Source organism: Nesterenkonia sp. DZ6 (genome assembly GCF_022565835.1).
Lineage (GTDB): Bacteria > Actinomycetota > Actinomycetes > Actinomycetales > Micrococcaceae > Nesterenkonia.
The window spans coordinates 200,552-225,555 of record NZ_JAJOYW010000002.1 but is presented as its reverse complement, the minus strand read 5'-3'; the positions used below and the strand labels follow the sequence as shown (position 1 = coordinate 225,555).

At 62.9% G+C, this 25,004-nt stretch carries 24 protein-coding genes and 1 tRNA gene; 11 read left to right on the top strand and 14 right to left on the bottom strand.

Going from position 1 to position 25,004, the window contains the following annotated elements; all coding sequences use genetic code 11:
* Positions 1-12 precede the first annotated feature (12 nt).
* Positions 13-441 (top strand): hypothetical protein, encoded by a 429-nt coding sequence (locus tag LTH93_RS06665; protein ID WP_370642706.1) that lies wholly within the window; start codon positions 13-15, stop codon positions 439-441.
* 39 nt (positions 442-480) lie between these two features.
* Here the strand turns inward: LTH93_RS06665 and LTH93_RS06660 are convergent, their stop codons facing one another.
* The gene (locus tag LTH93_RS06660; protein WP_241465235.1) at positions 481-927 is read right to left on the bottom strand and encodes an NUDIX hydrolase; all 447 of its coding nucleotides are present in this window, start codon (positions 925-927) and stop codon (positions 481-483) included.
* Positions 928-995: 68 nt separating this feature from the next.
* On the opposite strand from LTH93_RS06660, the gene LTH93_RS06655 reads away from it, so the two are divergent.
* Positions 996-1,658: a pentapeptide repeat-containing protein gene (locus tag LTH93_RS06655; RefSeq protein ID WP_241470497.1), complete on the top strand. Its 663-nt coding sequence runs from the start codon at positions 996-998 to the stop codon at positions 1,656-1,658.
* A gap of 3 nt (positions 1,659-1,661) precedes the next feature.
* On the opposite strand, the gene LTH93_RS06650 is transcribed toward LTH93_RS06655, so the two are convergent.
* Positions 1,662-2,789, bottom strand: a complete 1,128-nt coding sequence (locus LTH93_RS06650; protein WP_241465233.1) for an ArsO family NAD(P)H-dependent flavin-containing monooxygenase — start codon at positions 2,787-2,789, stop codon at positions 1,662-1,664.
* Entirely contained in the window at positions 2,786-3,184 is a 399-nt protein-coding gene (locus LTH93_RS06645; protein ID WP_241465232.1) for an ArsR/SmtB family transcription factor, read from the bottom strand. Before LTH93_RS06645 ends, LTH93_RS06650 begins: the two co-directional genes overlap by 4 nt.
* 100 nt (positions 3,185-3,284) lie before the next feature.
* On the opposite strand from LTH93_RS06645, the gene LTH93_RS06640 reads away from it, so the two are divergent.
* Positions 3,285-4,610: an NAD(P)-binding domain-containing protein gene (locus tag LTH93_RS06640; protein WP_370642705.1), complete on the top strand. Its 1,326-nt coding sequence runs from the start codon at positions 3,285-3,287 to the stop codon at positions 4,608-4,610.
* Between the two features lie 475 nt (positions 4,611-5,085).
* Here LTH93_RS06640 and LTH93_RS06635 read toward each other — a convergent pair whose 3' ends face one another.
* The 4 genes from LTH93_RS06635 to LTH93_RS06620 all read right to left on the bottom strand — a co-directional run bounded on the left by LTH93_RS06635 (position 5,086) and on the right by LTH93_RS06620 (position 8,909).
* Positions 5,086-5,643: a sigma-70 family RNA polymerase sigma factor gene (locus LTH93_RS06635; protein WP_241470496.1), complete on the bottom strand. Its 558-nt coding sequence runs from the start codon at positions 5,641-5,643 to the stop codon at positions 5,086-5,088.
* 402 nt (positions 5,644-6,045) lie between these two features.
* A complete protein-coding gene (locus tag LTH93_RS13480) occupies positions 6,046-6,486 on the bottom strand; it encodes a BON domain-containing protein (RefSeq protein ID WP_342357731.1) in 441 nt (146 codons plus the stop codon).
* 270 nt (positions 6,487-6,756) lie between these two features.
* A complete protein-coding gene (locus LTH93_RS06625; RefSeq protein ID WP_241470495.1) occupies positions 6,757-7,419 on the bottom strand; it encodes a response regulator in 663 nt (220 codons plus the stop codon).
* A complete protein-coding gene (locus LTH93_RS06620; RefSeq protein WP_241470494.1) occupies positions 7,416-8,909 on the bottom strand; it encodes a GAF domain-containing sensor histidine kinase in 1,494 nt (497 codons plus the stop codon). Before LTH93_RS06620 ends, LTH93_RS06625 begins: the two co-directional genes overlap by 4 nt.
* On the opposite strand from LTH93_RS06620, the gene LTH93_RS13475 reads away from it, so the two are divergent.
* Entirely contained in the window at positions 8,844-9,095 is a 252-nt protein-coding gene (locus tag LTH93_RS13475; protein WP_241465580.1) for a hypothetical protein, read from the top strand. The genes LTH93_RS06620 and LTH93_RS13475 overlap by 66 nt on opposite strands.
* A gap of 406 nt (positions 9,096-9,501) precedes the next feature.
* Here the strand turns inward: LTH93_RS13475 and LTH93_RS06610 are convergent, their stop codons facing one another.
* The 5 genes from LTH93_RS06610 to LTH93_RS06590 form a co-directional block, all read right to left on the bottom strand.
* Positions 9,502-10,980: a multicopper oxidase family protein gene (locus tag LTH93_RS06610; RefSeq protein WP_241470493.1), complete on the bottom strand. Its 1,479-nt coding sequence runs from the start codon at positions 10,978-10,980 to the stop codon at positions 9,502-9,504.
* On the bottom strand, positions 10,977-11,261 hold the full coding sequence (locus LTH93_RS06605) for an SHOCT domain-containing protein (protein ID WP_241470492.1): 285 nt from the start codon (positions 11,259-11,261) through the stop codon (positions 10,977-10,979). The genes LTH93_RS06610 and LTH93_RS06605 overlap by 4 nt, the downstream gene beginning before the upstream one ends.
* Before the next feature lie 79 nt (positions 11,262-11,340).
* The gene (locus LTH93_RS06600) at positions 11,341-11,670 is read right to left on the bottom strand and encodes a DUF305 domain-containing protein (protein ID WP_241470491.1); all 330 of its coding nucleotides are present in this window, start codon (positions 11,668-11,670) and stop codon (positions 11,341-11,343) included.
* A 365-nt stretch (positions 11,671-12,035) separates the two neighbouring features.
* Positions 12,036-12,119, bottom strand: a tRNA-Ser gene (locus LTH93_RS06595).
* A gap of 89 nt (positions 12,120-12,208) precedes the next feature.
* Positions 12,209-13,033, bottom strand: a complete 825-nt coding sequence (locus LTH93_RS06590; RefSeq protein WP_241470490.1) for a tyrosine-type recombinase/integrase — start codon at positions 13,031-13,033, stop codon at positions 12,209-12,211.
* A 1,004-nt stretch (positions 13,034-14,037) separates the two neighbouring features.
* On the opposite strand from LTH93_RS06590, the gene LTH93_RS06585 reads away from it, so the two are divergent.
* The 6 genes from LTH93_RS06585 (at position 14,038) to LTH93_RS06560 (ending at position 21,102) form a co-directional block, all read left to right on the top strand.
* A complete protein-coding gene (locus LTH93_RS06585) occupies positions 14,038-16,134 on the top strand; it encodes a GmrSD restriction endonuclease domain-containing protein (RefSeq protein ID WP_241470489.1) in 2,097 nt (698 codons plus the stop codon).
* A 10-nt stretch (positions 16,135-16,144) separates the two neighbouring features.
* Positions 16,145-16,564, top strand: a complete 420-nt coding sequence (locus LTH93_RS06580) for a hypothetical protein (protein WP_241470488.1) — start codon at positions 16,145-16,147, stop codon at positions 16,562-16,564.
* A gap of 92 nt (positions 16,565-16,656) precedes the next feature.
* On the top strand, positions 16,657-17,988 hold the full coding sequence (locus LTH93_RS06575) for a hypothetical protein (RefSeq protein ID WP_241470487.1): 1,332 nt from the start codon (positions 16,657-16,659) through the stop codon (positions 17,986-17,988).
* Positions 17,982-18,911, top strand: coding sequence for a hypothetical protein (locus tag LTH93_RS06570; RefSeq protein WP_241470486.1), 930 nt, complete (start codon positions 17,982-17,984; stop codon positions 18,909-18,911). The genes LTH93_RS06575 and LTH93_RS06570 overlap by 7 nt, the downstream gene beginning before the upstream one ends.
* Before the next feature lie 605 nt (positions 18,912-19,516).
* Positions 19,517-19,801, top strand: a complete 285-nt coding sequence (locus LTH93_RS06565) for a helix-turn-helix transcriptional regulator (protein ID WP_241470485.1) — start codon at positions 19,517-19,519, stop codon at positions 19,799-19,801.
* On the top strand, positions 19,798-21,102 hold the full coding sequence (locus LTH93_RS06560; protein WP_241470484.1) for a type II toxin-antitoxin system HipA family toxin: 1,305 nt from the start codon (positions 19,798-19,800) through the stop codon (positions 21,100-21,102). Before LTH93_RS06565 ends, LTH93_RS06560 begins: the two co-directional genes overlap by 4 nt.
* 352 nt (positions 21,103-21,454) lie before the next feature.
* Here LTH93_RS06560 and LTH93_RS06555 read toward each other — a convergent pair whose 3' ends face one another.
* The gene (locus LTH93_RS06555; protein ID WP_241470483.1) at positions 21,455-21,991 is read right to left on the bottom strand and encodes a hypothetical protein; all 537 of its coding nucleotides are present in this window, start codon (positions 21,989-21,991) and stop codon (positions 21,455-21,457) included.
* Positions 21,992-22,414: 423 nt separating this feature from the next.
* Between LTH93_RS06555 and LTH93_RS06550 the strand changes: the two genes are divergently transcribed.
* The gene (locus LTH93_RS06550) at positions 22,415-22,633 is read left to right on the top strand and encodes a hypothetical protein (protein WP_241470482.1); all 219 of its coding nucleotides are present in this window, start codon (positions 22,415-22,417) and stop codon (positions 22,631-22,633) included.
* A gap of 2,065 nt (positions 22,634-24,698) precedes the next feature.
* On the opposite strand, the gene LTH93_RS06545 is transcribed toward LTH93_RS06550, so the two are convergent.
* A complete protein-coding gene (locus tag LTH93_RS06545) occupies positions 24,699-24,881 on the bottom strand; it encodes a hypothetical protein (protein WP_241470481.1) in 183 nt (60 codons plus the stop codon).
* Between the last annotated feature and the right edge of the window lie 123 nt (positions 24,882-25,004).

The following is a 25,004-nucleotide window of genomic DNA, read 5'->3' as shown; positions in this document are numbered from 1 at the left end:
CTCTCGGGCATCATGATGAAGCTCTTTCCTCGCCGCCGCCGCGCCCGCCGCCTCGACAAAGAGCTGGGCAAAGGACTGTGGCGGCAGGCCCACGATCGCTACGTGCGCGGCCTGAACCGGTACCACCAGGTGATCGAGGGCGTGAAGGACGACGCGGCCTACAGCCAGCTGGTGCTGGTCGGCGATGAGCTGGCCGAGCAGCTGGACACCGTCTACGAGCTCTGCCGCAAGGCGCAGATCAGTCATTTCAGCGACGGCCTGCAGGTGCCCGGCGGGGCCACGAAGCTGCATTCGTCGCTCTCGCGGGCGGCGAATCACCTGGCCACCACCGCAGAGGCCGCCGCGATGGTGCGGCTGGGTCACGGTGAGCTGGTGGCTGTGCGCCGTCGCGCCGATCAGGTCAAGGATTCACTCAAGGACGCCTCGGAGTCCGCGGTCTGAGTTCGGGTGTGACGCCGGACCGTACCGTTCGCTCGGCGTTCAGCGAACGGCGTCGCTCAGCAGCCCGGCGAACCGGCGGCCGACGTCGACCAGCGAGACCCGGTGCAGACCGTCGATCTCTGCGTGGCTGAACCAGCGCACATCATCGGTGGACCCCTCCGGCTCCACCGTCAGTGACCCGCCGGTGATCCGCGCCCGGTAGATGATGCGCAGATTCTGCAGGGGTGTGCCGCGCTGGCTGTCATGGATCCGGCGCTCCCCGGGAATGATGAAATTGTCGATGCCCAGCAGCTCCTCGACCTCGGCCTCGTAGCCCGATTCCTCGAAGACCTCCCGGACGACGCCGTCGGCGGGGTCCTCGCCCGGATCGAGGCCGCCACCGGGCAGAGTCCAGCCTTTGGCGGTCCCGCTGACATGCCAATGCGGCAGCAGCATCCGCCCATCGTGGTCGGTGATGACGGCATAAGAAGCTACTCGAAGGTCCATATTTGCACTGTAACACCGGGCGATGTCTGCCCGCGGGGCTAGGCTGAGCGCGACCGAGAGGCAGGCAGATGAGACCGATTCAAGGCCCCAGACTTCGCGCGTCCCGACTCGAGGACCTCGCGCCGGGCAGCGCTGCAGCCCTTGAGCGCACCGGCCAGGGAGACCGCATCGTCCTCGAAGACGCCGACCTGAGCGGCATCGATCTCTCCGGCGGCAGACTCACCGAGTGTCTCCTGCGGTCCGTGACTCTGATGGACGCCGACCTCTCCGCCGCCTCGGTGGTCGAATCTCACTGGGAGCGGGTGAACGCGCCGCATCTGAAGGCTCCGCGGTCCACCTGGCGGGAGGTCGTCATCGACGGCAGCCGCTTCGGCGTCGCGGAGCTCTATGACGCCGGGATCAGCGGGCTGGTGCTGCGCGGGTGCAAGCTTGATCTGGTGAACCTGCGCAACGCCGTGATCGCCGACGTCTTGTTCGAGAACTGCACGATCGCCGAGCTGGACATCTCCGGCGCCCGCGCCACCCGGGTGAGATTCTCCGACTGCACCGTGGGAACCCTGGAGGCTCGTGAGGCACGACTGAAGGACGTGGATCTGCGCGGCGCCCGGCTGAGCCGGATCGTCGGGCTGGCCGGGCTCAAGGGCGCGGTGATCAGCGAGGAGCAGCTGGTGGAGCTGGCCCCCGCGCTGGCGGAGCACCTCGGTCTGCTGGTGTCCGAGGCGCCGCGCTGAGCCTCAGGCGTCTGCGACGGCCATCGCGGTGGCTTTCGCGAAGGGGCCGACGCCGACCAAGGTGGCGGACGCCGTGCCGGTCCAGTCCCCGTAGCCGAGCAGATAGAGCCGAGGGTCGGCAAGGACCTGTGTCTTGGACGGTCCGCCGACGCGAATATGACCGTGCGCATCCCGCAGGCCGAGAGGCTGAAGGTGATGCAGCGCGGGACGGAACCCGGTGCACCAGATGATGACGTCCGCGTCCTGGGTGTCATCGTTCTCCCAGGCCACCCCGGTGGAGGTCAGGCGCGTGAACATCGGGCGGGCTGTGAGCGCGCCGCGGTCTCGCGCCTCACGCACGGAGGGGATCATCACGATGTCGCCGAGCCCGGCGACCCCGGCGTGCTCACGGCCCTCTTCCAGTGCGCGGATGCGGGCGGTGGCTGCGGCGAAGAGCGCCCGGCCGTCGACGTCGTCGGGCAAGAACCTCGGTGGGCGGCTGGATGCCCATGTGGTCTCAGCAACCGTGGAGACTTCGGCCAGAATCTGGGCCGCGGAGTTGCCTCCGCCGACGATGATGACCCGCCGACCCTCGAACTCCTCTGGGTTCTTGTAGTCCGCGGCGTGCAGCTGCTTCCCGGAGAAATCGCGCATGCCGGGGTAGACCGGCCAGAACGGTCGTTCCCAGGTGCCCGTGGTTGAGATGACGGTCTGCGCGGACAGGGAAAGATCGTCACCGGTCAGGAGCATCCGTCCCTGCGGATCCTGATCCTCGGTCTTCACTGCGGTGACCCGATGGGGGCGACAGACGTTCAGCTCATAGCGCTGTTCGTAACGGGTGAGGTAGTCCACGACGTGAGAGCGCGGCGGGTATCCGTGCGCGGACTCGTCCCAGGTCGGCATCATCCATCCGGGCAGCGAGGAGGAGGACGAGGGTGAGAAGATGCGCAGCCCGTCCCACATGCGAGGCCAGGCGCCGCCGGGGCGGTCGGCGGCATCGATGATCACGAAGTCTTCACCCGGCGTGAGGCCGGCCCGGCGAAGGTAGAAACCCGTGGCGAGTCCTGCCTGGCCCCCGCCGACGATGGCGACCTGCACATGGGCAGGTGGTTGTGGCGTGGGACCCTGCGCTGGGTCGGGCTGTTCAGTCACTCGGTTCCGTCCGGGAGATCGCTGCGACACGCCACCGGGTCACCCGCGGGGGCGAGGGCGCCTGCCAACAGTTGGAGCGCGTCGGGAGCCACGCGGTAATGGATCCACTTGCCCCGTCGTTCACCGCGGGTCAGGCCGGCGTCCACGAGGATCCGCATGTGGTGCGAGACCGTCGGCTGCCCCAGGCCTATCGGGCCGGTCATCTCGCAGATGCACGCCTCGCCCTCCGGTGCCGCGGCGATCATCGAGAGCAGCTTGACCCGGGTGGGGTCACCGAGTGCCTTGAACACTCGGGCGAGCGTCTCGGCGGTCTCATCATTGACGAGGCCGCCGGTCACGGGCACGCAGCAGGCGGCGAGCTCGTCGGGTCGGATCGCGGGAAGAGTTGTGGGCACACCCCCATTCTGGCTGACATATTGACATTTGTCGATGCGTGGCTGACAGTGGTGAGCAGGCAGTGAATGTATCGATGTTCTTGAATATGAAGAGGAGTGGATGATGAGTGATCTTCCCGTCGCAGTGATCGGTGCCGGACCCCAGGGGATGGCCGCAGCAGCGCACCTCTTGGAGCATGGTCTCGAGCCCCTGGTGCTGGAATCCGGTCAGAGCCCGGCGGCTGCCGTCTCCGAATGGGGACACGTGCGGCTGTTCTCGGCATGGCCCGAGCTGATCGACCAGGCCTCGGCACGTCTGCTGGAGCCCACCGGATGGACCGCGCCCCAGGAGGGCTACCCCACCGGGGCGCAATGGGTTCAGGATTACCTTGCACCGCTGGCGAAGGTGCTGGGTGGCCGCGTCCGATGCGATGCGCGGGTCACTGCGGTCTCGCGCAAGGGACGGGATCGGTTGGTCGACGCCGACCGGGCAGCCCAGCCATTCACCATCCATATGATCGACTCCGCGGGCAGGGAGTCGCGCGTTCAGGCCCGCGCGGTCATCGACGCCTCCGGCAGCTGGCGGGTCCCGAACCCCGCCGGCGCAGACGGCGTGCCCGCCCTGGGTGAACGTGCGGCAGCTGATCTGATCACCTATCAGGTGCCTGATCGGGCAGAGCCCGCGCGGTACGCCGGCAGGCATGTCGTGGTCCTCGGGGCAGGCGATTCAGCCTTCAACGCTCTCCACGAGCTCGTCCAGATCGCAGAACAGCACCCTGACACCCGAATCACCTGGGCGATCCGCCGAGTGGTGAGCGAAGGGACCTTCGGCGGGGGCGCCGCCGACGAGCTGCCCCAGCGTGGTGCACTGGGCCAGCGCGCGAAGCAGGCGGTCGAATCCGGCGCCGTAGAGCTGGTCACCGGATTCAGGACTGCCGAGGTTCGTCGGACCGGTGAGCAGCTGGTGCTGATCGACGAGGATGGGCGTGAGCTGCCCGCTGCAGACGCTGTGGTCGCGCTGACCGGGTTCCGGCCAGACCTGTCCTTCCTCTCCGAGATGCGTCTCGATCTCGATCCGATCCTGGAAGCGCCGCGCCGGGTTGCGGCCGAGATCGACCCCAATATTCACTCCTGCGGCTCCGTGCAGGCGACCGGCGCCGCCGACCTGGCCCAGCCTGAACCTGATCTGTACCTGGTCGGCATGAAGTCCTACGGTCGAGCCCCGACCTTCCTGGCACTGACCGGCTATGAGCAGGTGCGCAGCGTCGTCGCCAAGCTGGCCGGGGACCACGAAGGCGCGGCTCGGGTCGAGCTGGAGTTGCCGGACACCGGTGTCTGCGGCGGTGCGGGCGACTTCGACGCACCAGAGAGCACCGGTGGAGGCTGCTGTGCTCCAGCGCCCGAACCGCAGCTCATCTCGATCGGCCGCGCACCGGCCGACGCCTGATGTCAGACGCAGCGAGCCCCTCCCGGACTTTCCTGGGAGGGGCTCGCTGCATTGATTCTGCGATTGGTCACGCGGCTGAGCTGCCGGAATCGAGTTCGGCGAGGTGAGCTGCCACGTGTTTCGCATCGCGGAGCGCGCAACATGCTGCTGTTCGCGCAGGACCTGCGCGCGACCGGAGAGCTCCGCCATGACCTGGACGACCGGCAGGTCGCAGATATGTGGACGCGCGCTCTGACCGCCCCGGCTCGATGGTCGCCTGACGTCCGAGATCGTGGCCAGAGCGCGACGTTGTAGCGGGACAGCTGGTCAGGCGGCACCGTCCGAGCAGCTCGTCGGCGAATCTAACCGGGATCTCCTGTCGGAGAACCGGTGTCCTTGGCAGCCAACGGGGCTCTGCGGTCCCAGACCTGCACGCATCCGGGCAGTGTCGGAGTGCTCCGTCACGAAGCCGGCTCCCTCTTCCCGCCACGTCACGTCAACCCCGGCGAGACGCTCCCCCCACGGCCCAGGCACTTCCTCCGTCGTGAGCATGGGCCCCCAGTGCCGTTCGCAGTGACTTCAGCCCGTAATACATCCGTGTCCGTAAGGTCGCGACCGGAACCCCCGTCTGTTCCGAAAGCTCCTGATAGCTTCTGCCGTCTAGTTGCACGGCGACAATGACCTCCCGGTGCTCGGAGGTGAGGGTGGCCAGGGATTCATACAGGACGAGCCGCTCTACGATGAGCAGGTCTTCCGTCACCGGCTCGCTCGCCCATTCGATCTTCTCCGCGTCCGAGGGCGCCGGGCGCCGGGCGCGCGCCCGGAGGCAGTCGATGATGAGGTTTCGCTCGATGGCGAACAGCCAGGTCCGCACCGAGCCGCGCGAGCTGCTGTATCGCCCTCTGCTGCGCCAGGCTCGGATGAACGCTTCCTGCACGCAGTCCTCCGCCTCGGCCCGGTCGCCCAACGCGTTGAACGCGTGCGCGAAGAGGGCCCCTCCGTGCGCGGCGTAGGACTCAGTGACATTGAAGTTCGTCTCAGCTGCTGCACGCACGGGAGACACCTCCTCGAGGTCCAGCGCATCCAGCGCCGATCCCCGGAGGGGGACATCCCTGCGCGGCAGGTGCGACCTCCACCGCGACCCCGAGCTCAGTCAACAGATCCACGGCAAGAAGTTTCAGGTCTTCTCGCTGTTCAAGGTTTGGTTCCCTATGACGGCCGGTGCGGCCGGATAGCGACTTTTCGGAGAAACTGCGTTCAAAAGGGGGATGAACAAGCATGAGGAGGATCCCTTACTGCTCTCGGGGTCGTGTCCGGTGCAAGGGACTCGCCGAGAGCGATTCGGCTATTCACGATTCGAACGATGCCTTCAATAAGCAGTCAACTGCCGTGTCTTGACTACGTGAAGGGACTTAGGTCCCAACGTGAAACGCCCAGGGCGTTCTGGAGGCTCTGGTCAGTACGGTCGGACGGCCAGTCGGTTGTCGATCCGGGTCACGTTGGGGCAGGCCCAGGTCGCCAGACCTGCCTGTTTCTTCTGCGCCAGAGATGTCACATGCCCGGTCAGGATGGCGGTGTCGCCCAAGATGGTGACCCTCACGTCGCGGGCGTCGAGCTGCGGGTTTCGCAACATGGCGTTCTTCAGCCGCTGTTCAGCGTTCTCCGCAGGCGTGCGGTCGATCAGGGTGATCTGGTTGTCCAGAGATTTCACTCCGCAGAGGTCTTGGACCGCCAGCTGGGCGGCTTCGCGTTGAAAGTCCCAGTCCACCTCACCGGTCAGGGTGATGTGGCGGTTCAGCACCTGAGACTTGACTGCCCGGGGCACAGCGGTGTCGCAGGTCAAGGCTCGCTCAACGGTTCTGCGGATATCAGAATCTGCGACCCATTGCGAAGCCACCGGGTTCACGACCACTCCGTCAGTACTGTCACCCTGGATGCATCTTGATCCGGGGTTCCCTTGAGATCCACTGCCGCTGCGGTCTGGAGGGCGCGGTCCGTGGGAGTCTCGGCCGTTGATGCGATCTGCATAGACGAACTCCTCTGGTCACTGCCCACAGAGCTGCGGGTCTAATGCCACTGTGGTCTAAGGGCTCGGCATCCTGTAGGGCCGGAGGTCCCACCGTCTCTGCATGGAACCCTCTCCCGCAGCTCGACGGCGGGCTCTGGCCTAGTCGGCGGTGTCTCCGACGCTCATCCTCGCCCCGTAGACGGCGACCTGGGTGCGGCGGTCCATTCCGAGCTTCGCCAGAAGTCCCGAGACGTAGTTCTTCACGGTCTTCTCCTTCAGGCTCAGCCGCTCCCCGATCTGCCGGTTGGTGAGCCCTTCAGTGATGAGCTTCAGGATCTGGGTCTCACGAAGGGTGAGATCGATTCGCGCCGTTTTCGCGGCCTGCTCCTGTGCCTGCGCGGTCTTGGCACTGAGGGAAGCGTGGACCCTCCGGGCAAGATCGGGGGTGACAAGGTTCTCCCCTTGGGAGACTCGGAGGATGGACTTGATCAGGTGTCGGCCGTGGATATTCTTGAGCACATACCCAGATGCGCCCGCCACGACAGCGGCGATGCTGGCCGCGTCGTCGTCGTAGGCGGTGAGGATCAGGCACGGGATCTCGGGATGAGCTGAACGGATGCGGCGGCACAGTTCTATGCCACTGCCGTCAGGAAGCTGGACGTCCAGCACCGCAACGTCGGGCAGCGTCGCCGCGACTCGGCCAAGGGTGCCACGCGCGGTGGCAGATTCTCCTACCACTTCCATACCTGGTTCGATATCGATGAGCTGAGCGATGCCACGTCGCACGACCTCGTGATCATCGACGAGGAAGACCCGGATCATGGGAGCCCCGGAGATTTTACGGGTGCCCACCAGAGCGCGCGGGTGCCTCCGGCGCCGCGCGGGGAGAGCGTGAAGTCGCCGCCGTGAGCCCGAGCCCTGGCCCGCAGGTTGTCGGTGCCGCTGCGTCGGGATGTGTCGGAGGAGAGCCCTACGCCGTCGTCATCGACTCTGAGAGTCACGGTGTGGGGAGTCGCGGTGATCTCCACCTCAATCGTTGTGGCGTCGGCGTGCCGTGCGACATTGCAGAGCGTCTCGCGCAGGGCTGCTGCGACGTCGTCAGCCAGGGAGCCGACGATGATGAGGTCGATGGTTCCGACGAAGGTGATTCGCGGCTGTGCAGACAGCGTGTCGGAGAGCTCCGTGAGGATCCTGAGGAGACGGTGACGGGTGGCCTCAGCGCCGGTGCGTGTCTGCAGGGTGAAGATGGCCGTTCGAATGTCACCTATCGCCGCATCGATCTGTGTCACGTGTGTCTCAATGCTGTCGCTGAGTTGAGGGTGTGCCGACGCCAGCGCCTCCAGCCCCAGCCCGGTTCCGAAGAGTCGCTGGATGACATGGTCGTGGAGATCCTGCGCGATGCGGGCGCGCTCGTCGACGATTTCTAGTCGTTGCCGATCCGCCCGGGCCCAGGCAAGGGCGATAGCGAGACCGGCCTGGGCGGCAAACTCCTCGAGCAGCTCAAGGTCATCGTCGGTGAACGGTGATTCGTCGGCTGACCGGGTGGCGCATAGTGCCGCCACCCGGTCACCATCCACGACGAGAGGCACCGCAACCATCGAGGCGCTCGGAATGTCATCGGCGAACGGAACGGGTTCGTCTCCCCCCTCCGGCGTGATGCCGGGCTCCCCATCCATGGCTCGGGCGAGGACGCAATCCATCCAAGGAACTGAGGAACATTCGATCTGTGTGGCACGGTCTCCTCGAGCAGTGTGGACATAGAAATCACGGCCCACTGCTTCAGAGACCACGACGCTGACCAGCTGCGCGCCGGTGAGAGAGACGACGCTCTCTGCAAGCACACCGAACACTTCGCCGCCCTCCGCCGCCAACAGCTTCGCCGCGACCTCGCTCAGCGCTGCACTGAGTTCCTGAGCGCGACGGGACCGTTCGTAGACGCGTGCGTTGTCGATCGCGGTCGCCGCGGTCGCCGCCAGAGCTTTGACCAGAGCCTCATCATGTGAGGTGAAAGCCTTCTCGGAGGGGTTGGTGAGGTAGAGGGCGCCGTAGGTGCTTCCCCGGATCGTGATGGGGACACCGAGAAACGCCTTCATGGCGGGGTGTGCCAGCGGTGCGCCCACGGAACGAGGATCCTCTGTCAGATTCCGCAGCCGGATCGGCGCGCCACCGGTCAGAACAGCACCTAGAACGCCGAGTCCGCGGGGAGGGGATCCCATCTGCTTGACGAGCTCGGGGGACATCCCGACGTGGATGAATCGCTCCATGGTGCCATGGTCATCAACGACCCCGAGGGCTCCGAATCGCGCGTCCACCAGAGTTCGCGCCGATTCTGCAAGGTTGTGGAGGACCTGATCGAGATCAAGATCCCCAGTCACGAGTTGACTTGCTTGGAGCAGGCTCAGCAATCCGTGCTGATCTGTCAGGAAGTGGTTGCTTCGCACCATTTCGGCTCGGCTTGGTGTGGTCACGTCGGGAGCGTAGAGGTCGCGAAAATCTGAAGCTGGAGTCTCCACGTCTGCCCCCGATGGTAGATAGATCTCAGCATATGTCGGATATCACTGGCAGGGGAGCCTTGGTCTCCAAACTCCACGAGCAGACACGGGTGGGTTAGCCGAAACAATCGGTGACAGGTCTGGTCACGCCGCGAGCGCCGTACTGACCTGTCGACAGGTACTCGACACTGTTGGTGGAACGAGTCGTGAATCAGGCCGAGCATCAAGTCTTGGACGGGCGGGCAGCCGAACAGCGGAGGTCAGGATATGAGCTGAACGCCTCGACCATGGGGGCGAGAAGTCACATCAAGGTCAGCTTCCGCTCCCTTGTCGCTGCCCGTCTGTCCCGTGCGCGTGGGCATCGTCGTGGGTCGTGCTGCTCCTTCGTTGGCCGGTGCGGTATGCACCGGTGTCAGCGGACCTCGATGGTGCCCATCATGCCGAGGTCCTCGTGGTCGAGGATGTGGCAGTGGTAGACGGTGCGGCCGTCGAAGTCTTCGAAGGCCACCCGGACCGTCACCTCTCCGAAGGCCGGGATGTTGACCACGTCCTGCCACCGCGGCACGGAGACGTCGCTGCCGCCGTCGATCACGACCTGCATGGGCCACACATGCAGGTGCATCGGGTGGTCCATGGGGCTGGAGTTGGTCAGGATCCACTCCTCCACGGTGCCCACCCGGCCCCGCTGGTCGGTGCGTTCAGCGTCGAACTCGCGCCCGTCGATCGTGAAGGACATCATCTGCCCGGGACCGCGCATCCGGCCCATCCTGCCGCCCATGCCCATGGCGAAGTCAATGGTGCGCCGGGCCGCGACCGGCTCGTCGCGCAGGTCCCGCAGGGCCGGACCCGCGGGCACGGGCCCGGCCTCCCCGGCCGGGTCCCCGGCGACCTCGAGGATGAGCAGGTCGATCGGCTCGTCGTTGCCGGGGCCGTCTCCGGGCGTGGCCCCGCCCATCATGGTGTCCATGCTCCCGCGTTCCAGTGGGGTGGCGCGAAGCGTGGAGGTGCCCTCGCGGGTGTCCACCAGCAGCTCCACGCGGTTGCCGGGGGCCAGTGTCACTTCGGTGACGTCCACCGGCTCGGGCAGCCGGCCGACGTCGCGGGCCAGCAGTCGCAGGTCCTGCCCGTCCAGGGTCAGGCTCAGGTACCGGGAGGGACAGGCGTTGACGACCCGCCACAGCTCCCGCTCCCCGGGGGCTGCGTCGGCCTCAGGTCGGACCTGACCGTTGACCAGCACGGTCTCACCCTCCCGGCCGATCATTCGTTGCCGTGGGGAGACCTCGGCGAGGTTGCCGGAGCCGTCCAGGGTGATGTCGGAGACGACCAGGACGCGCTCACGGGCCACCGGGACGGGATCGGGGTCCTCGACGACGATGGTCCCGTAGAGCCCGGCAGCGATCTGGTCGGCCACGTGCCCGTGTTTGTGCGGGTGGTACCAGTATGTGCCGGGTGGGTGGTCCTGCGGCAGGACGTACTCGTAGTCGAAGGACTCCCCTGATTCGATGCTCACGAAGGGGTTGTCCCCGTTGTTCTCAGGAGACACGTGCAACCCGTGCACGTGCAGGTTCGTCGGGGTCTCCAGACCGTTGGTCATCGCCACCCGGACCGTGTCCCCACCCCGGACCCGAAGGGTGGGTCCGGGCAGCGACCCGTTGAAAGCCTGCACGCTCGCCTCACGCGCCCCGATCCGCACCCGGGCGGGGGCGGCCTCCAAGGCCAGGTCCAGGACCCCGTCCCGGCTGGCCAGCACCTCGGGCTGCACCAGCCCCCGGCCGCCGCCGCGGGTCACGCCGCCGCCGCTGGTCCACCACAGCCCGCCTGCACCCGCGGCCGCAGCGCCGACCCCGACCGCACCCAGGGCCAGCAGCTGCCGTCGTGTCAGCGGGCTCACCGGTCACCATCCTCCAGGGTCCGCAGCCGTTCGCTGAACTCCTCGGTGCTGATCTCCCCGCGCGCGTAGCGCTCCTCGAGGATCTCCCGGGACCGGCGCGGGCGCGCACCGGTCGGCGGAGCCGAACCGCCCTGGCGGCTCCCGTCGCCGGAACTGCCGGTGAGAGCTTTCAGAAGCACAAGCACAAGCACGATCACGATCACGACCGTTCCCACGATCAGCAGGAGCCAGAAGAACCACATCCAGCCCATGCCCCCTCCCATTCCGCTGTCCCACATCATCACGGTCCTCCTTCGTGGCTCGGATTGCTGCTCTCCATCGGCTGCCGCACGAGTGCGACGATGCCAGACGCCGGAGCGGTCAGGAACCCTCCGGCAGCTCTTGAAGCATCCGCTCGATCTCGGCTATCTCCGCCTCCTGGTCCTCGACCACGTGGCGGGCCAGCTCGACGCCCTCCAGATTCTGTCCCTGCGCGACCTGCCGATGAGCCATTTCGACCTGACCCTCGTCATGGACGATCATGTGTTCCAGGTGCAGCCGGGCGGCTTCCGTGCCTTTGAGGGTGGATATGTCCGCCTCGCTCATCATCCCGCTCATCCCGGCCCGGGAGCCATGATCCAGGTCCTCTGTGGCACCAGGGTCTGCCCCACATGTGTCGCGCAGGGCATTCGTGCGCTCGGCCCCGGGCATTGATGACCTCCTGGGTGAGCTCGGCAGCTTCGGGACTGGACCGGAGGCACCGGTTCGCTCTACGTCCTGTGGTCGGCGATCTCTGCGATGCTCGCCAGGATGATTCCGGGGGATCCGAGGGCCACGTCGGTGCCGGGGCATTCATCGATTTCGCCGAGCGTATGGCCGGTCATGGGGCGAAGGTGCAGTCCTAAGCGGGGTCAGCGGGTGGGCTCCGCCCGACTCCGAGCCACGAAAACAGAATTCGGGCGGGAGAGCCGTGCCTCCCGCCCGAATGTTGACCCTTGTCTGAAGCCCAGGTTCAGCGTCCGGACAGGGAAAAACCCTCCGAACTGAATATAACTGTAGGTCAGAGGGCTCATCGGAGCCGCCTGCCGGAATCGAACCGGCGACCTATTCATTACATGTGTCATATTGCGTTCCTGCTGGTCAGTGCCTCGTAAAGCCGCTGATCAAGGGAACTCTGGAGACACAGTATGCCCAGAGATATCCGTCCATACCTCGAGATTCCCGATCTAGACCGTAGTCTTGCCCGTAGTTAGACCGCCCGGAGTTGTCGAGCGGCGGCACGCATTCCGGAGGTGTCAGAAAGGTCCGTGTAGTGCGCGCGGGACGTGGCCGCGTTGTGGCCGAAGAAGGCCGTCCTGACAACCTCGGGGACGGAGTCCAGTAGAAGGCTGTTCAACGTCGCCCGCCATACGTGTGATCGTGCGGTCCTCAGTAGTGCGATATCGAGTTGTTCCGCAAGTACTAGGTAGAGATCAGCGACGGCGGCAGTGCAATTGCGTCCGTCCCAAGCGGCTGCGGGGTCTGCTGGGGAGCCTATGACTCGCTCGTCCTGGTGATGGGATGAATTTCGTCGTTCGAGGATCCTCGCCGCCACCCTGCCGTCTAAGACTGGGACATGGCGGCCCCGGTGAGTTTTCGAGATCGCTGCAGTGACCTCCACTTGCATCGCCCCGTCATCCGAAATCTCAACGTCGCGCCACGTGATGCTTGTAGCCTCGCCGATGCGGAGGCCGGTGGCCGCCTGTAGCAGCGTTAGATCGATGGCGTTCCGCCGCTTGGCGACTCGGTCTTCAAGTTTCCAGCGACCGCGTTTCGGGCTCTCTATCCCGTCGGATGGATCAATGCTCAGGAGGTGATCCACGACGCGGTTGTATTCCTCGCGGCTAAGTGCTTTTCCTCCCCGCTGAGGGAGCTGCTTGGGTCCAAGGTCTAGGGACTCACCCTTGATTGGGTCCGCAATGATGAGATTGTCGCGCTTGAGCTGCGCCACCACGTATTTCGACAGCACGCTTCGTGCCTGGTGCGCGGTCTCCGGTCCGTGGAGTTCTGCGATCTCGCGCAGGGCGTTCTCCATCGCTCGGAAGGTGGTCCCTGACGCGATGCTGTGGCCCCGAAGACTGTCACGGTGGCGGTGAGTTTGGCAGTCGCCGACGAGTTGTTTGAGGACGAGGGAGTATCGCTTTTGGCTGCTCTCCCGGAGACGGGCGTTATCGATGGCCGGTTTCGAAACCGCAGCAATGTAATCGACCAATGAGTCTGTGGTCTTCCAGGTGCTGTTCGCGCTGCTGAGGAGTTCACTCGAAGTCTGCCGCGCACGACGTCGGACCTCGCCCTTGCTGGACCCCTGAGTGCGCTTAGTGACAAGCCTGCCGTCCGGGAGGCGAAGACTCCAGTCAAGAAGCCACACATCATCCTTCATCCGGGGCTGGACACGGTCGATCGAATGCTGTCCCGGTTCCAGCCTCGTCGTGGCCGCGCGCATTTTGGTCGTGTCTGGAACGTATTTCTTACTTGTGGTGCAAGTCAAGCTGCCGTGTTGTTCGCGCACGGTTCGGCCAATAACTATCTGACCCCGCAGCTATCGCAAAGAAGCTACAAATGGTTCAAGAGGCTCGAGCTCGAGGATGGACTACGACAGAGGCGTCGAAACTAGTGGGAAGGAGTAGGGCGACCTTCTAGCGAAATCAACAAGCAGATGCCTCCGGTGGACGATGAGGTGTTCCAGGCTAGCGGTACGCAGTGCGCATCTGACAGATCAGGGACCGTAGGAAAAGCACTTTAAGGCACTTGTCAGGAAACGGTCGAATTGCGATACATGCGTCTGGCAGAGTGGCAAGTCCCATGTGAAGTACCTCGCCGTTGGCTTTTGCAGTCCCGAACTCGGGGCAGAGATGAGGCGTTAATGACTGGACCGCGCTACGTCTCCCATGTGAAGTTGTTCGAGAACTCGCACTCCGCCATGTTGTCTGCTATCGAGCTTTTCAATAAGCCACGCATACTTTTGCGCGAGCGTCGCTACGCCCTCATCTCCGCGGCCGTCACCGGCAAGATCGATCTCACTAACAAAGGAGTTGCGGCATGAGCACGGTATTCAAGCCAGTCGGATGGAAAGTGCAAGGACTTGTGGACTCGGTCGAATCTGGAGTCGTCCAGCTCCCCGACCTACAGCGGCCCTTTGTGTGGCCCAAATCGAAGATCCGCGATCTTCTCGACTCCATGTATCGGGGCTATCCCGTTGGAGAACTGATGTTCTGGAATGTCTCTCAAGAAGAATCGTCCCGAACGATTTCCGGCGCTACTGGACGGATAGGTGCGCACCAGATCATTGATGGTCAGCAGCGGCTCACCAGCTTGTATGCCGTTTTCAAGGGGGCTGCAGTCAGGGATGCGGACTACCACTCAAAGACCATGTCCATCGCCTTCAACCCTGTTACGGAAAAATTTGAGGTAACCAATACCGCCATTGAGAAGTCTGCTGATTGGATTGGCAACGTGTCGGAGTTTTTTGGAAGCCCCTTCAAAGTCCGGCGGTCATTCAAAAAACGCTATGAGGAAGTCCGCGGTGAGCTGAGCGAGGAGATGGAGGAGCTCATCGAAGAGCGCCTCGGTCGCCTCGATAGCCTGCGCAACTACGAGTTTACGGTTGTTGAGATCCAGCCGGACGCAGATAAGAAGGTTGTTGCTGATATTTTCGTCCGGATCAACTCTGAGGGCGTGAGCCTTAAAGCGTCGGACTTTATCCTGACGTGGCTCAGTGTTTTTTGGCCGGAAGGACGGGAGCGTCTGGAAACCTTCGCCCGCGATTCGCGGCTCACCCCTCAACGCGCCAGCGAGATCGCCGGCCGCACAGTGTCCTGGACGCCGATCAACAACTATCTTGCGGTTGACGCTGGGCAGCTGGTGCGCGTGTTGGTCGCCGTCGGACAGACCCGAGCCAAGCTCGGGGACGCCTACAACGCGCTCCAGGCCAAGGACCGCAGCACCGGCTTCGTCGTGTCTGAGCGGCAAGAGGCTGAGTTGGCAAAGCTTCAGGCCGCACTGCCCGTCGTGCTCAAGGATCTGCACTGGACTGAGTTCATCAGGTGCCTCGCTGTGGCCGGTTTTAAGTCGCGTAAAATGGTCACTTCGGACATGAACGTCCTGTCCAGCTATGCGCTCTGGATCCTGGGGCGTACCCGCTTCGGCGTAGACGTCACTACCCTGCGGAACCTGATGGCCCGCTGGTTCTTTATGTCCCAGCTGTCCGGACGCTATACCGGAAGCGCGGAAACCCAGCTCCAAAAAGATCTGGACCGTTTGACGGCCATCGATGGCAGCGATTCGAGCAGCTTTGTCTCGACACTTGAGACAGTCATTTCTGCCGAGCTGTCGGACGATTTCTGGACACTGCGCATGCCGGATTCACTGGTGACCTCCTCATCCGCTCTGTCACCCGCGTACCAGACATACCTCGCCGCGCTGAATATTCTGGACGCAGATATGTTCATGCTGAGGAACAAAGTCCAACAATGGATGGATCCCTCCTTGCCTGCGACCAAGGGAACGGAGGGCCATCACCTGAACCCCCGCAAGTACCTGGAAAACGTCGTCGGCATCAAAGACCTCAAAAAGATCAACCAGGTCGCCAACTTCGCGCCCACCGACTGGAGCACCAACATCCTGATCTCCGACCGCGAGCCCGCCGAATATTGGCCGGCCCTTGTGGCCGCGCGCGGGTTCAGCGGGGACGCGCTGCGGCAGCAGATGTTCTGGCACGCTCTCCCTGAGGATTGGGAAACGATGGGCTACGAGGAGTTCCTGCAGGAGCGACGGATCCTTATGGCCCAGGTGACGAGGTCCGGCTACGAGCAGCTCAAGTCCGGACAGTCGGTAGCGTCCCCGGCCATTCAGGTGATTGCACAGCCGGCTACCCATCTTGAAACCGATGTCGTTGACCTCATCGAAGCTGGCATCCTTTCACCCGGGGATTCCCTCGGCCCCGCCGATGACTCCATCAGGATGCGGGCCGAGGTAACTGAAGACGGAGTGGTCGTCATTGACGGTCATGAATTTTCCACGCTGGACGCCGCCGCGCATCACGCCGGCGCGGACAACGTTCCCGGAGCTGAGTTCTGGCAGGTGGAGAACGAAGAGGGCGAGCAAGTCGCCATTCAAGGTCTGATGAGTCAGCAATGACGAGATCCAGATGACCACCGAGCTCAAGGGCAAGGACACCTACTTCCTGCCCTTCAACCTCGGCGACAACGAACACACCGGCAATCCTGTCAACCCGAAGGGGTCGGCCCCCAGCTATCTATGGGAGCAGGTTCTGCAGCGCGACTCGTGGCTGAACATCATCGGCGAGTTCCTACACCTGGAGGTCAGCGACAAGCCCAACCCCGTCAGCGGTGAGCGGGAGGTCCGCAAGACCCTACTGTTTCACCGCTACCACCAGTGGGACGTCGTCAATCAGCTGATCGAGACCGCCCGGACCGAGGGCCTGGACGTGTTGCAGAACTACACCAGCTATAAGGTCACGTACCGGCTGGCGCACGACGTCCGGGAGTACGACTCCGAGGACTCCAAAGTGGAAAAGTCCGAGGCGCTGAAGTCATTGATGAGCTAGGTGAAGCTCCACCCGTACAACATCAGCCAGAAGGTCCAGGTGATCGTGGAACACTTCCGCCCAACGTCGCCTGGCGCCTGGACGGCAAGGCCATGGTCGTCACCGGATCCCGCAAGGAAGCCGTCCGGTACAAGCTCGCCATCGACAAATATCTCCACGACGAGGGCTACTCCGACCTGGCCCCCATGGTCGCCTTCTCCGGCGAAGTCACCGACTCCGAATCAGAGCCCGATTCCTTTACCGAGACCAACATGAACCCCGGTCTCAAGGGCAGTACCTTGCCGGAAGCCTTCTCGACGGACGAGTATAAGATCATGCTGGTAGCTAACAAATCCCAGACCGGCTTTGACGAGCCGCTGCTCGTGGCGATGAACGTGGACAAAAAGCTCTCCGGCGTCTCCGCCGTGCAGACACTGTCCCACCTGAACCGCACTGCCGTGGGCAAGGACCAGACCTTCGTGCTGGACTTCGTCAACAACCCGTACGAGATCCTGGCATCCTTCCAGCCCTACTTTCGCGAGGCCGCACTGGACGGTATCGCCAACCGCAATGTCGTCCGTGACCTTCAGAACAAGCTCGATGCCGCCCAGATCTACACCGAGTCAGAGGTGGACGGACTTGTGAAGTCCTACGTGCTGGAAGCCGGTAGCAACGCTCTCTCCGGCTGGGCGGGCCCAGCGAAATCTCGCTTCAACACCCGGTACAACGCCGCAGTCGCCCATGAGGACAAGACGGCCCAGGACGAACTGGACCTGTTCCGCAAGGACCTGAGCTCGTTTGTCCGCGCCTACGATTCCCTCTCCAAGATCGTCGACTTCGCCGATACGGACCTGGAGAAACGCTCGATCTACTTCAAGCACCTCCTGTCCGTTCTCCGCGTCAACGACCCAAAGGTGGCCCTGGACCTCTCCGGCGTTGTGCTAGCGAAATACGCACTCAAGGACGTGGGCCAGGCTCAGCTGAACGTCTCCGGCGAGGACGCGCTGCTGAAGCCACCGACCGACGTCGGAACCGGCCAAGGAAAAGACCCCGTTCTGGTGACGTGGGAAGAAATTATCCAGCAGGCCAACCTGCCCTTCGAGGGCGAGGAGCTGGACGCGGTGGCCCACTTCGTCAAAGGCGTGCGCCGGGAACTCGTGAAGAACGAGACGCTGCAGAAACAAGCCCAGAACAACTCCAGGAGCCACGTCGGCGGCAGCCCGCGCCCGGAAAAGGCCGTCACCGACGCCGTCTCAAACTCCATGGACAGCCACTACAATCTAAGCCTCCAGGCGCTGGGAGACAAGACAAAGATGACTGGTGCTTTTAAAGATGCTGAGCGAGCTGTTTTACGAGGAGCTTCAGGTATGAGCGGCTATATTCCCACTCCCCAACGCTTGGTGGCTTCGGTGGCACTCGTCGGGAAATTGGAAAACTGGTGGTGACCGCACTGGCCGCGCGACACATGCGCCCGCTCGAGAAGGACTTGGAGGATGACCTTTCGGCCGATTTATCGCTGCCCGGGCAGGACTTACTGATCATTGGTCGACAGGTGAAGACAGTTGGAGGGTTCATCGATTTGCTCGCGATTGACTCGACCGGTGTCGTTCACATCATCGAGTTGAAGCTCAACGTTGCTTCCCCCTCCGCCATTAGCCAGGTTCTCGCCTATCGCCGCGCAATCAAGTGGCTGAACAGGGAGGCGATTATTCGTCTCGTCGGTAACGGCGATCTCAAGATCAACTTGGTGGAGTCCTTCCGACGGCACTTCGGCCACCCGCTGCCAGCGACAGTGAATGAGTCTCAAACCCTCGTGATCATTGCAAAGTCCATCCACACGCTAACCGCTGACAGCATCTTGGAGCTGCGCGAGGAGGGTTACCCGGTCCCAGTCACGACCTTCAGATACATCCGCGGGTCCGACGCGGTCAGGCTCATCCCGTGCTGCCGGAACGATCAGAACGTGGAGGAAGGCTCGCACACGGGCACGACTCAGTCGGCACCCCCAAATCGCATCATTGCGCTACCGAAACGATCGAGACGTCGGCTACCCATTGACGAGGACATCCGACGGTTCTGGTTGACCAACGTGCAAGGGTTTGGGGCCTTCGCAACCTTCAGTTTCATCTTCGAGCGCTACGAGGACTGGGTTGGCACGCAGCCAGCCAACGGCATACAACGCCGCAACAAAGGATTTGTTGGCGAACAGGTGCGTGCGATCACGGACGAGACCAACGAGTGGAGCCGTGTTTGGGTCGATCGTCGCAGTGATCTGGCTGTTTACAACACGATCAAGCCACCACCGTCTGTTCGGACATACCGCGCCGACAATCACGCTGTGGCATACCAGCGGGCTCGAGAGACCTGACACAGGAGATTTAGCGACCAACACGCCATCGCTCCCTCCCCTCCCACACGATTCAACCACTCACCGCTGGAAGCTAGTCAGAGCGAGTGGAAACCAGACTGTAGGTCAGGTCAAGATGTCACCTATCGGTGCGGCAGACCCGATTCTCAAAGGGTTGCCCGAGCTGGCTTTGGACTAGCGGATCTGGTGGAGCTCAATGAACACCGAGGTTGGCGGCAGCCCGTGAGTCTCCCCAACCTCGCCAGCCAGTCCCAGATCGGCTACCGCAAGACTTACAGGCGGTTCATACCGTAGTTGCCACGACGTCGACGTCGACCGCCACAACGCTGGCGATGGCGGCGATAGCGGCGATGGCGGTGGTGGCGGCGGTGGTGGCGATGCCCCTACTGCGCAAGCCGCAGCGTTGTTCATGTCGCCTTCCGCTAGGGGGATAGGGGCTGTCGGGCATGTAGGGCCTAGGTGAAGCTGTTCCGGGTGGTTAAGTCTGGGGCTCCGAGTTTGTCTCCTCTTCAATCGTCAAGCTGCGAGTAAATGTTACCGATCGTGCACTTACATGAATGTTACGGATCTTGCACTTTCCTGAATGTGCAGGTACGGTTACTTTCATGAGAAAGCTGAACAACGTGCGCGAGTTGGGCCTCGCAATCCGTGATGCCCGGCGGTCTGCGGGGCTCACCCAGCTACAGCTCAGCAAACAAGCCAACGTCTCACGGCGGTGGTTGATCGCTGTCGAGAACGGCGAGGCCAAAGCCCCCGATGCAACCAAGATCTTTGACACCCTACGCGCATTGAACATCAGCTTTGGTCTCGGTTCACCTGAGGAGGTGCCTGCACCGCGGCCGAATCAGGCGGCGGCTGATGCGCTGCAGATCATGGATCAGCAGTCATGACCAAGATCCTCAACATATTGCTCTACAACGAGCATGTCGCTGACCTCACGGAAACCAGGGGCGGGGCCCATGAGCTGCGCTATCTGACGGACTATTCCCCGGCCCCGGTGTCGTTGTCTCTTCCGTCGAGTGTCCGGGGCCATAGCAGCAGGAAGGTCAAGCCGTTCCTTGAAGGTCTGCTTCCAGACCGTGCCGACGTCAGGGAGGCGATGGGGTCAAGGTACGGCGTCTCCGGGGTCAACCCGTTCGCCCTGCTGGCCCATATCGGCGAGGACTGTGCGGGTGCGGTGCAGTTCGTGCATCCCACTCGGCGCGATGCGGTGCTCCAGGGCAGCGGTGAGTTTCACGAACTCTCAGACCGCGACATCAGCCGTCGTCTGCGCGAGTTCAGAGCTGATGTGGCCACCAGCTGGGTCGCCACCCAGGAGCACTGGTCTCTCGGTGGTGCACAGTCGAAGTTCGCAGTTCGGGAGGAGAACGGTCAATTCCACAGCGTCACCGGAGCGGAGCCCACGACCCACATCATCAAGCCAGGGATCGCTGACCTCCGCGACCAGGCGCTCAACGAGCACATCTCCATGACGGCGCTGCGGATGGCAGGACTGCCAGCGGCTGAGACACAGTTCAGGGAGTTTGAGGACCAGTCTGCTCTGGTCGTAAAGCGTTACGACCGGGACCGGACGGCTGATGGTCGGTTGGTGCGCATCCATCAGGAGGACATGTGCCAGGCACTCTCGGTCTTCCCCAAGGACAAGTACGAGTCCAACGGGGGACCTCGGGCGGTTGACATAGTGACTTTGCTGCGGGAGACCTCGGGCGATCATGGGCCTCGCAACATCAAGCGCTTCACGGATGGCCTCATTGCAAACTACCTCCTGGGGGCCCCAGACGCTCACGCGAAGAACTACGGGGTCATGCTTGCCGGTGACCAGGTGAGACTGACACCGCTCTACGACGTCGCCTCCGGTTACCCCTACGACGCATCGACACAGACGGGTCTGAAGTTTGCGGCGATGAAGATCGGGAAAGAGTCGCAGTTCGGCAGAATCGAGCCCAAGCATTGGCGGCGCTTCGCTGCAGAGACAGGTCTCGATGCGGACGCACTCTGTGCTCGGGTCTACGAGCTCGCGACAATCCTCCCGGATGCAGTCAGTGACGCGATCCGCTCAGAGGCCCCCATAGCTGATGAGCTTGGTCAACGACTGCTCGACAAGCTCGCCTTGATGTGCGAAGTGGCCCAGAATCAGTATCGGGATTTCAACGCGATCGCTGTCGCTACAGGCCCTACACCCGGGACCTAAACGACAGTCTTGGTCGAGGATGCGCGATGCGACGGTGCCAGGGGACATTACCGGCATGATCACCTATAACGCTGGGCTCGACACAGGTGAAAGTCGCGAGGGGGAGACTCCGCGGCGGTGAGAAGCCGGTTTATCCGAGCGTGCCAGATGGCCCCCGTCGCAGGAGAGATCACCGGACCATCTCTACCGAATGCCTTGCAAAGCGAGCTGGCGTCTGCGCAGGTCAGCTGCGGGTGTGTCCGGCGGGGGTTGTTCTTTACGGGACGTCCGGAAAGATTCCGCTGACGGACTGACGTGCGGTTCGTCTACGCTCCCACTCACGGACGAGCGGGAAGCCGACGTACCACCAGGCTCACTCAAGCGGTTCGCCGATGTACCTTCCCACAATGTATAGATCGGACCCAGCCATGTCGGTAGCGGCGGTCCCCTCAGACACATTCACGACCTCGATGCCTTCCCGATTGAGGGATTTCACGACCGCCTGGGGGTTCTGAGAGCGGGTGACGGCTGGATGCCCACTGAATCGCCACTCTCCGGCAACTCCCGACGGACCCCGATCGAAGCGACCGTAGACGAGAACGTTATGAACACCCTCTCGCATCTGTTCCTTCTCGAGGGAGTCGTGCTCACTATCGATGAACTCGATCGAATCCGAGTCGTACCTCGAGGGTTGGCGCTCATCCGGAAGCCACGTGTCGGTGATCGCAAAGGCAATCCCAGGTCCAACCGCCAATTGAATCGAGACTTCTTCCCGATCGTCACGGTAGCCGGACACGGGCCAGACTGCCGATCGACCTGCGGCCATAAGGTCGTACGCCGCCGTCTCGAAAGTCGAGGCCAATTGGTCTGAAATTGCGATCACGATAGAGCCATAGTGCAGATGCTTCATGCGAGCACCGTATCGGGTTCATAGCTCATGAGGGTTTAATGCCGGTTTGAATCCTCGAGTGTCGGGCGGAGCTAGGCTGGCGGCCGGAGGATGCCTTCCATCATTCGGGACCATAGCCGCTTGCTTTCCCTTTTGCCCGCGAGGCGAACCTAGCCGTCAGATGGTCGGTGGCGCAGGTTGAACCTCAGGTGGGTGATGAGACCTGGTGGGGGAGCAGCCCCTGGAGATAATAAGAGCCAGGAAGGGAGCGACCATGATCGAACAGACGAGCCATTACTCGGGTCTGAGAAAGGAGCAGATGTTCGACCTGTTGCGCCGCGAGATCCTCGCAGCCCGACTGAAGATCACCCTCGACGAGAGGCAGGGGCGCACGACCTCGGACGAGGTTCGTGCCCTGGCGGCGACTCGGCTACCACCGCGCGCTTGGGTGCTGCCGAAACGAGACCGATCGCGAGGGGAGTAGGGGCGGCTACGACCAAGGCGCAGTACGACCTCAAGAGCAAGGCAGAGATCTTCTACATCCTGCGCCGTGAGATCCTCGCCGCACGTCTGAAGATCTCCCTGGACAAGAAGTTCGGCCGCCCAACCTCGGAGAAGGTACGGCGCTTCGCCGCGATGGATCTGCCACCGGTCATCAGATAAGACCCGGGACCGGCGCGACAAAGCGGGGGAGTCCATGGCTGCCGCTTGGGCTTCTCCACAGGAGAAGCGACTAGCGAAAATGATTTCGGGAATGATTACTGCTCTTGAAGGAGGTCTTCTTACGTCAGGGCTGGTGAGTGGCGGCTCCGCGGTGGCACCTCCCCAGTCGTGGTCGTGGGTCTTTGATTTTGACGTGTCTCTTCGGTGCGGCGCAGCTGCATCACCAGATGCAGCGAAAGCTTCTATGCGCTCACGAGATTCTCATCTCGTTACCCGGGTCGGCCTTGGCCGACCATGGCACCTCGTCGATCCATCACCTGCGGTTAAGCAGGTGGAATCTTTATCTCACGACGGGGTCTAGATGTGTGAGTCTCCCGCGAGACACGGCGAAGCCGCAGTCGCGCGTAGACGCTTCAGCGTCTGTGGAAAACAGGGCTCATCCGACGTAAGCGAAGCGAAGTCGGTGAGACCTGCCAGGGCACCCTGACACGGCCCCACAGGGCCGTGGGAGGGTAAGGAGCGCCAGCGACGCAGTAAGGGCCTGAGGGAGCGCCAGCGACCGAGGGTGACGGAGGACGAGACGGGGGAGCGAAGCGAGCTCGGAGAGGACGAAGTCAGGAGTGTCGGCTGTGCCGACCACCGAGCAAGTTGAGGAGGAGCGCAGCGAGTCCGAAACGAAGCGCGGTGCCACTCCCCCTTATGCCCTTTTCTTTCTTTCCGACCTTTAGGAGCTTTAGCGGATAAAGTCGGAAGTCTCTACACGTAAATCAGGGGAAACGCTTTCAACACCCACCCCGTTGACACCCCCGTAGATGCCGTTGAAAGGGGGTGTCGGTGTTGAAAGGGGTGTCGTTGCCCCTGGTCAGTGGCTCTTGGGTGTTGAAGGGCGCAGCATATACGTGTCACCCTTTCAACGACCCCGTTGCAACCCCCTCCAAGAGCTTCTCTGCGTGCCGTTGACAGGGTCGTTGCTCACCGTGTCATTGATCCTGTGGGGGCGGTGATTCTCTGTGCTGATCGCCCTCTCTGGGTGCTTTTGACGGTGCCTGTGGCTGTGATGTGGATGCTAGGTACCTGGGGTCATGTGATGTGTCATGAACGCGTCACGGATCCTGTGACCATCGAGCATCAGAGTCAGTCTCGATGTTGTTCTCCCATCGGTCCCTCCTCGTTTAGAGCCAGCTTCGATCCTGTGGATAACTTTCCCTGACCGTGGTTTCGTTCGTTGGCGCAGTGAGTTCGAATCGAGGTGCTCACTGGTAGAGCCCGAGACTGACAGAAGGGGGATCGTTCTCGTCACCCGTAGGTCCACCTCGGAGGGACCATGTAGCCGAGACTGAACGGCCCGGTGGAACCTGGATGAAGTTGGTGTGGCAGGGCAGTTGGGCGACGTGAGACTGCGAAACGAGATGAGGCGAGACGGCCTCGACCGCGTCTGCCTGTCTGCACCAACCGTCACCCGCAAGACTGGGCTCCCTTAGATGGGAAACGGCTCTTCGGAAAGAACCGAGTTGCTGACATCGCCGCCGCGGTCCTCGCAGGGCCGTGCAAACTTCGTCGTGGCAGCGCAGGATTTCGTTGCGATCGTGACGAATGATGGTTCATAGACTGTCCGAATTTGGTGACTAGCCCGTCCAAATTCGGTGATAATTCTGTCAGCATCGATGCAGAATCTCGCGTAGATCTCGTATCTGGGCCGTATCGAGCCTGGTTCTGCGCCGTCGCGAGACTGCCAGATTTTGGTGCGTGCACGGTCGACATCTGGTCGCAATGTCGGCACCGCGTTCTGGAGTCAGCTGCCAGCGACCGGAGTGTGGTCCTCAGAGCCCCTCTGGAATACGTAAATGAGCGCGTCTGGACGAGCCCGCGGCGATGGGCTCGATGAAACTGACTTGCGTCAGCACGGTGCAGAAGAAAAAGAACCCCGCCAGGAGCGAAATGCTCCCAACGGGGTTTTTGAATCGGAGAAGCCGTGCCAGGACCTGAGACACCGTTGAATCCGGGCGGCGTTATCAAGGCCAACGGGCCACCTTAGACTTCGGCGGCAGATGCCGGCACTGCGGGATCAGACGTCTAGGCGGGGTGGTTCGCGTCGGCCCCCACGTTGAGCTGTTGCCCCGGCGATGACCACCACAACGATCCCCACCGTTTGAACAGCGCTCGGCAGCTGGGCCAGGACGATCAGGCCCAGCAACAGCGCCAATGCCGGTTCCAGCGCCATCAGGGAACCGAACGCGGTGGCCGTCATACTTCTCACAGCGGCGAGTACACACCATGGTGACACTTCTGGCCTTTGGCACATGCAGAGATCGGCTTCCATGGGCCATGGGCCATGGGTCGGGGCGCAGAGCCCCGACCCAACGATCACAAC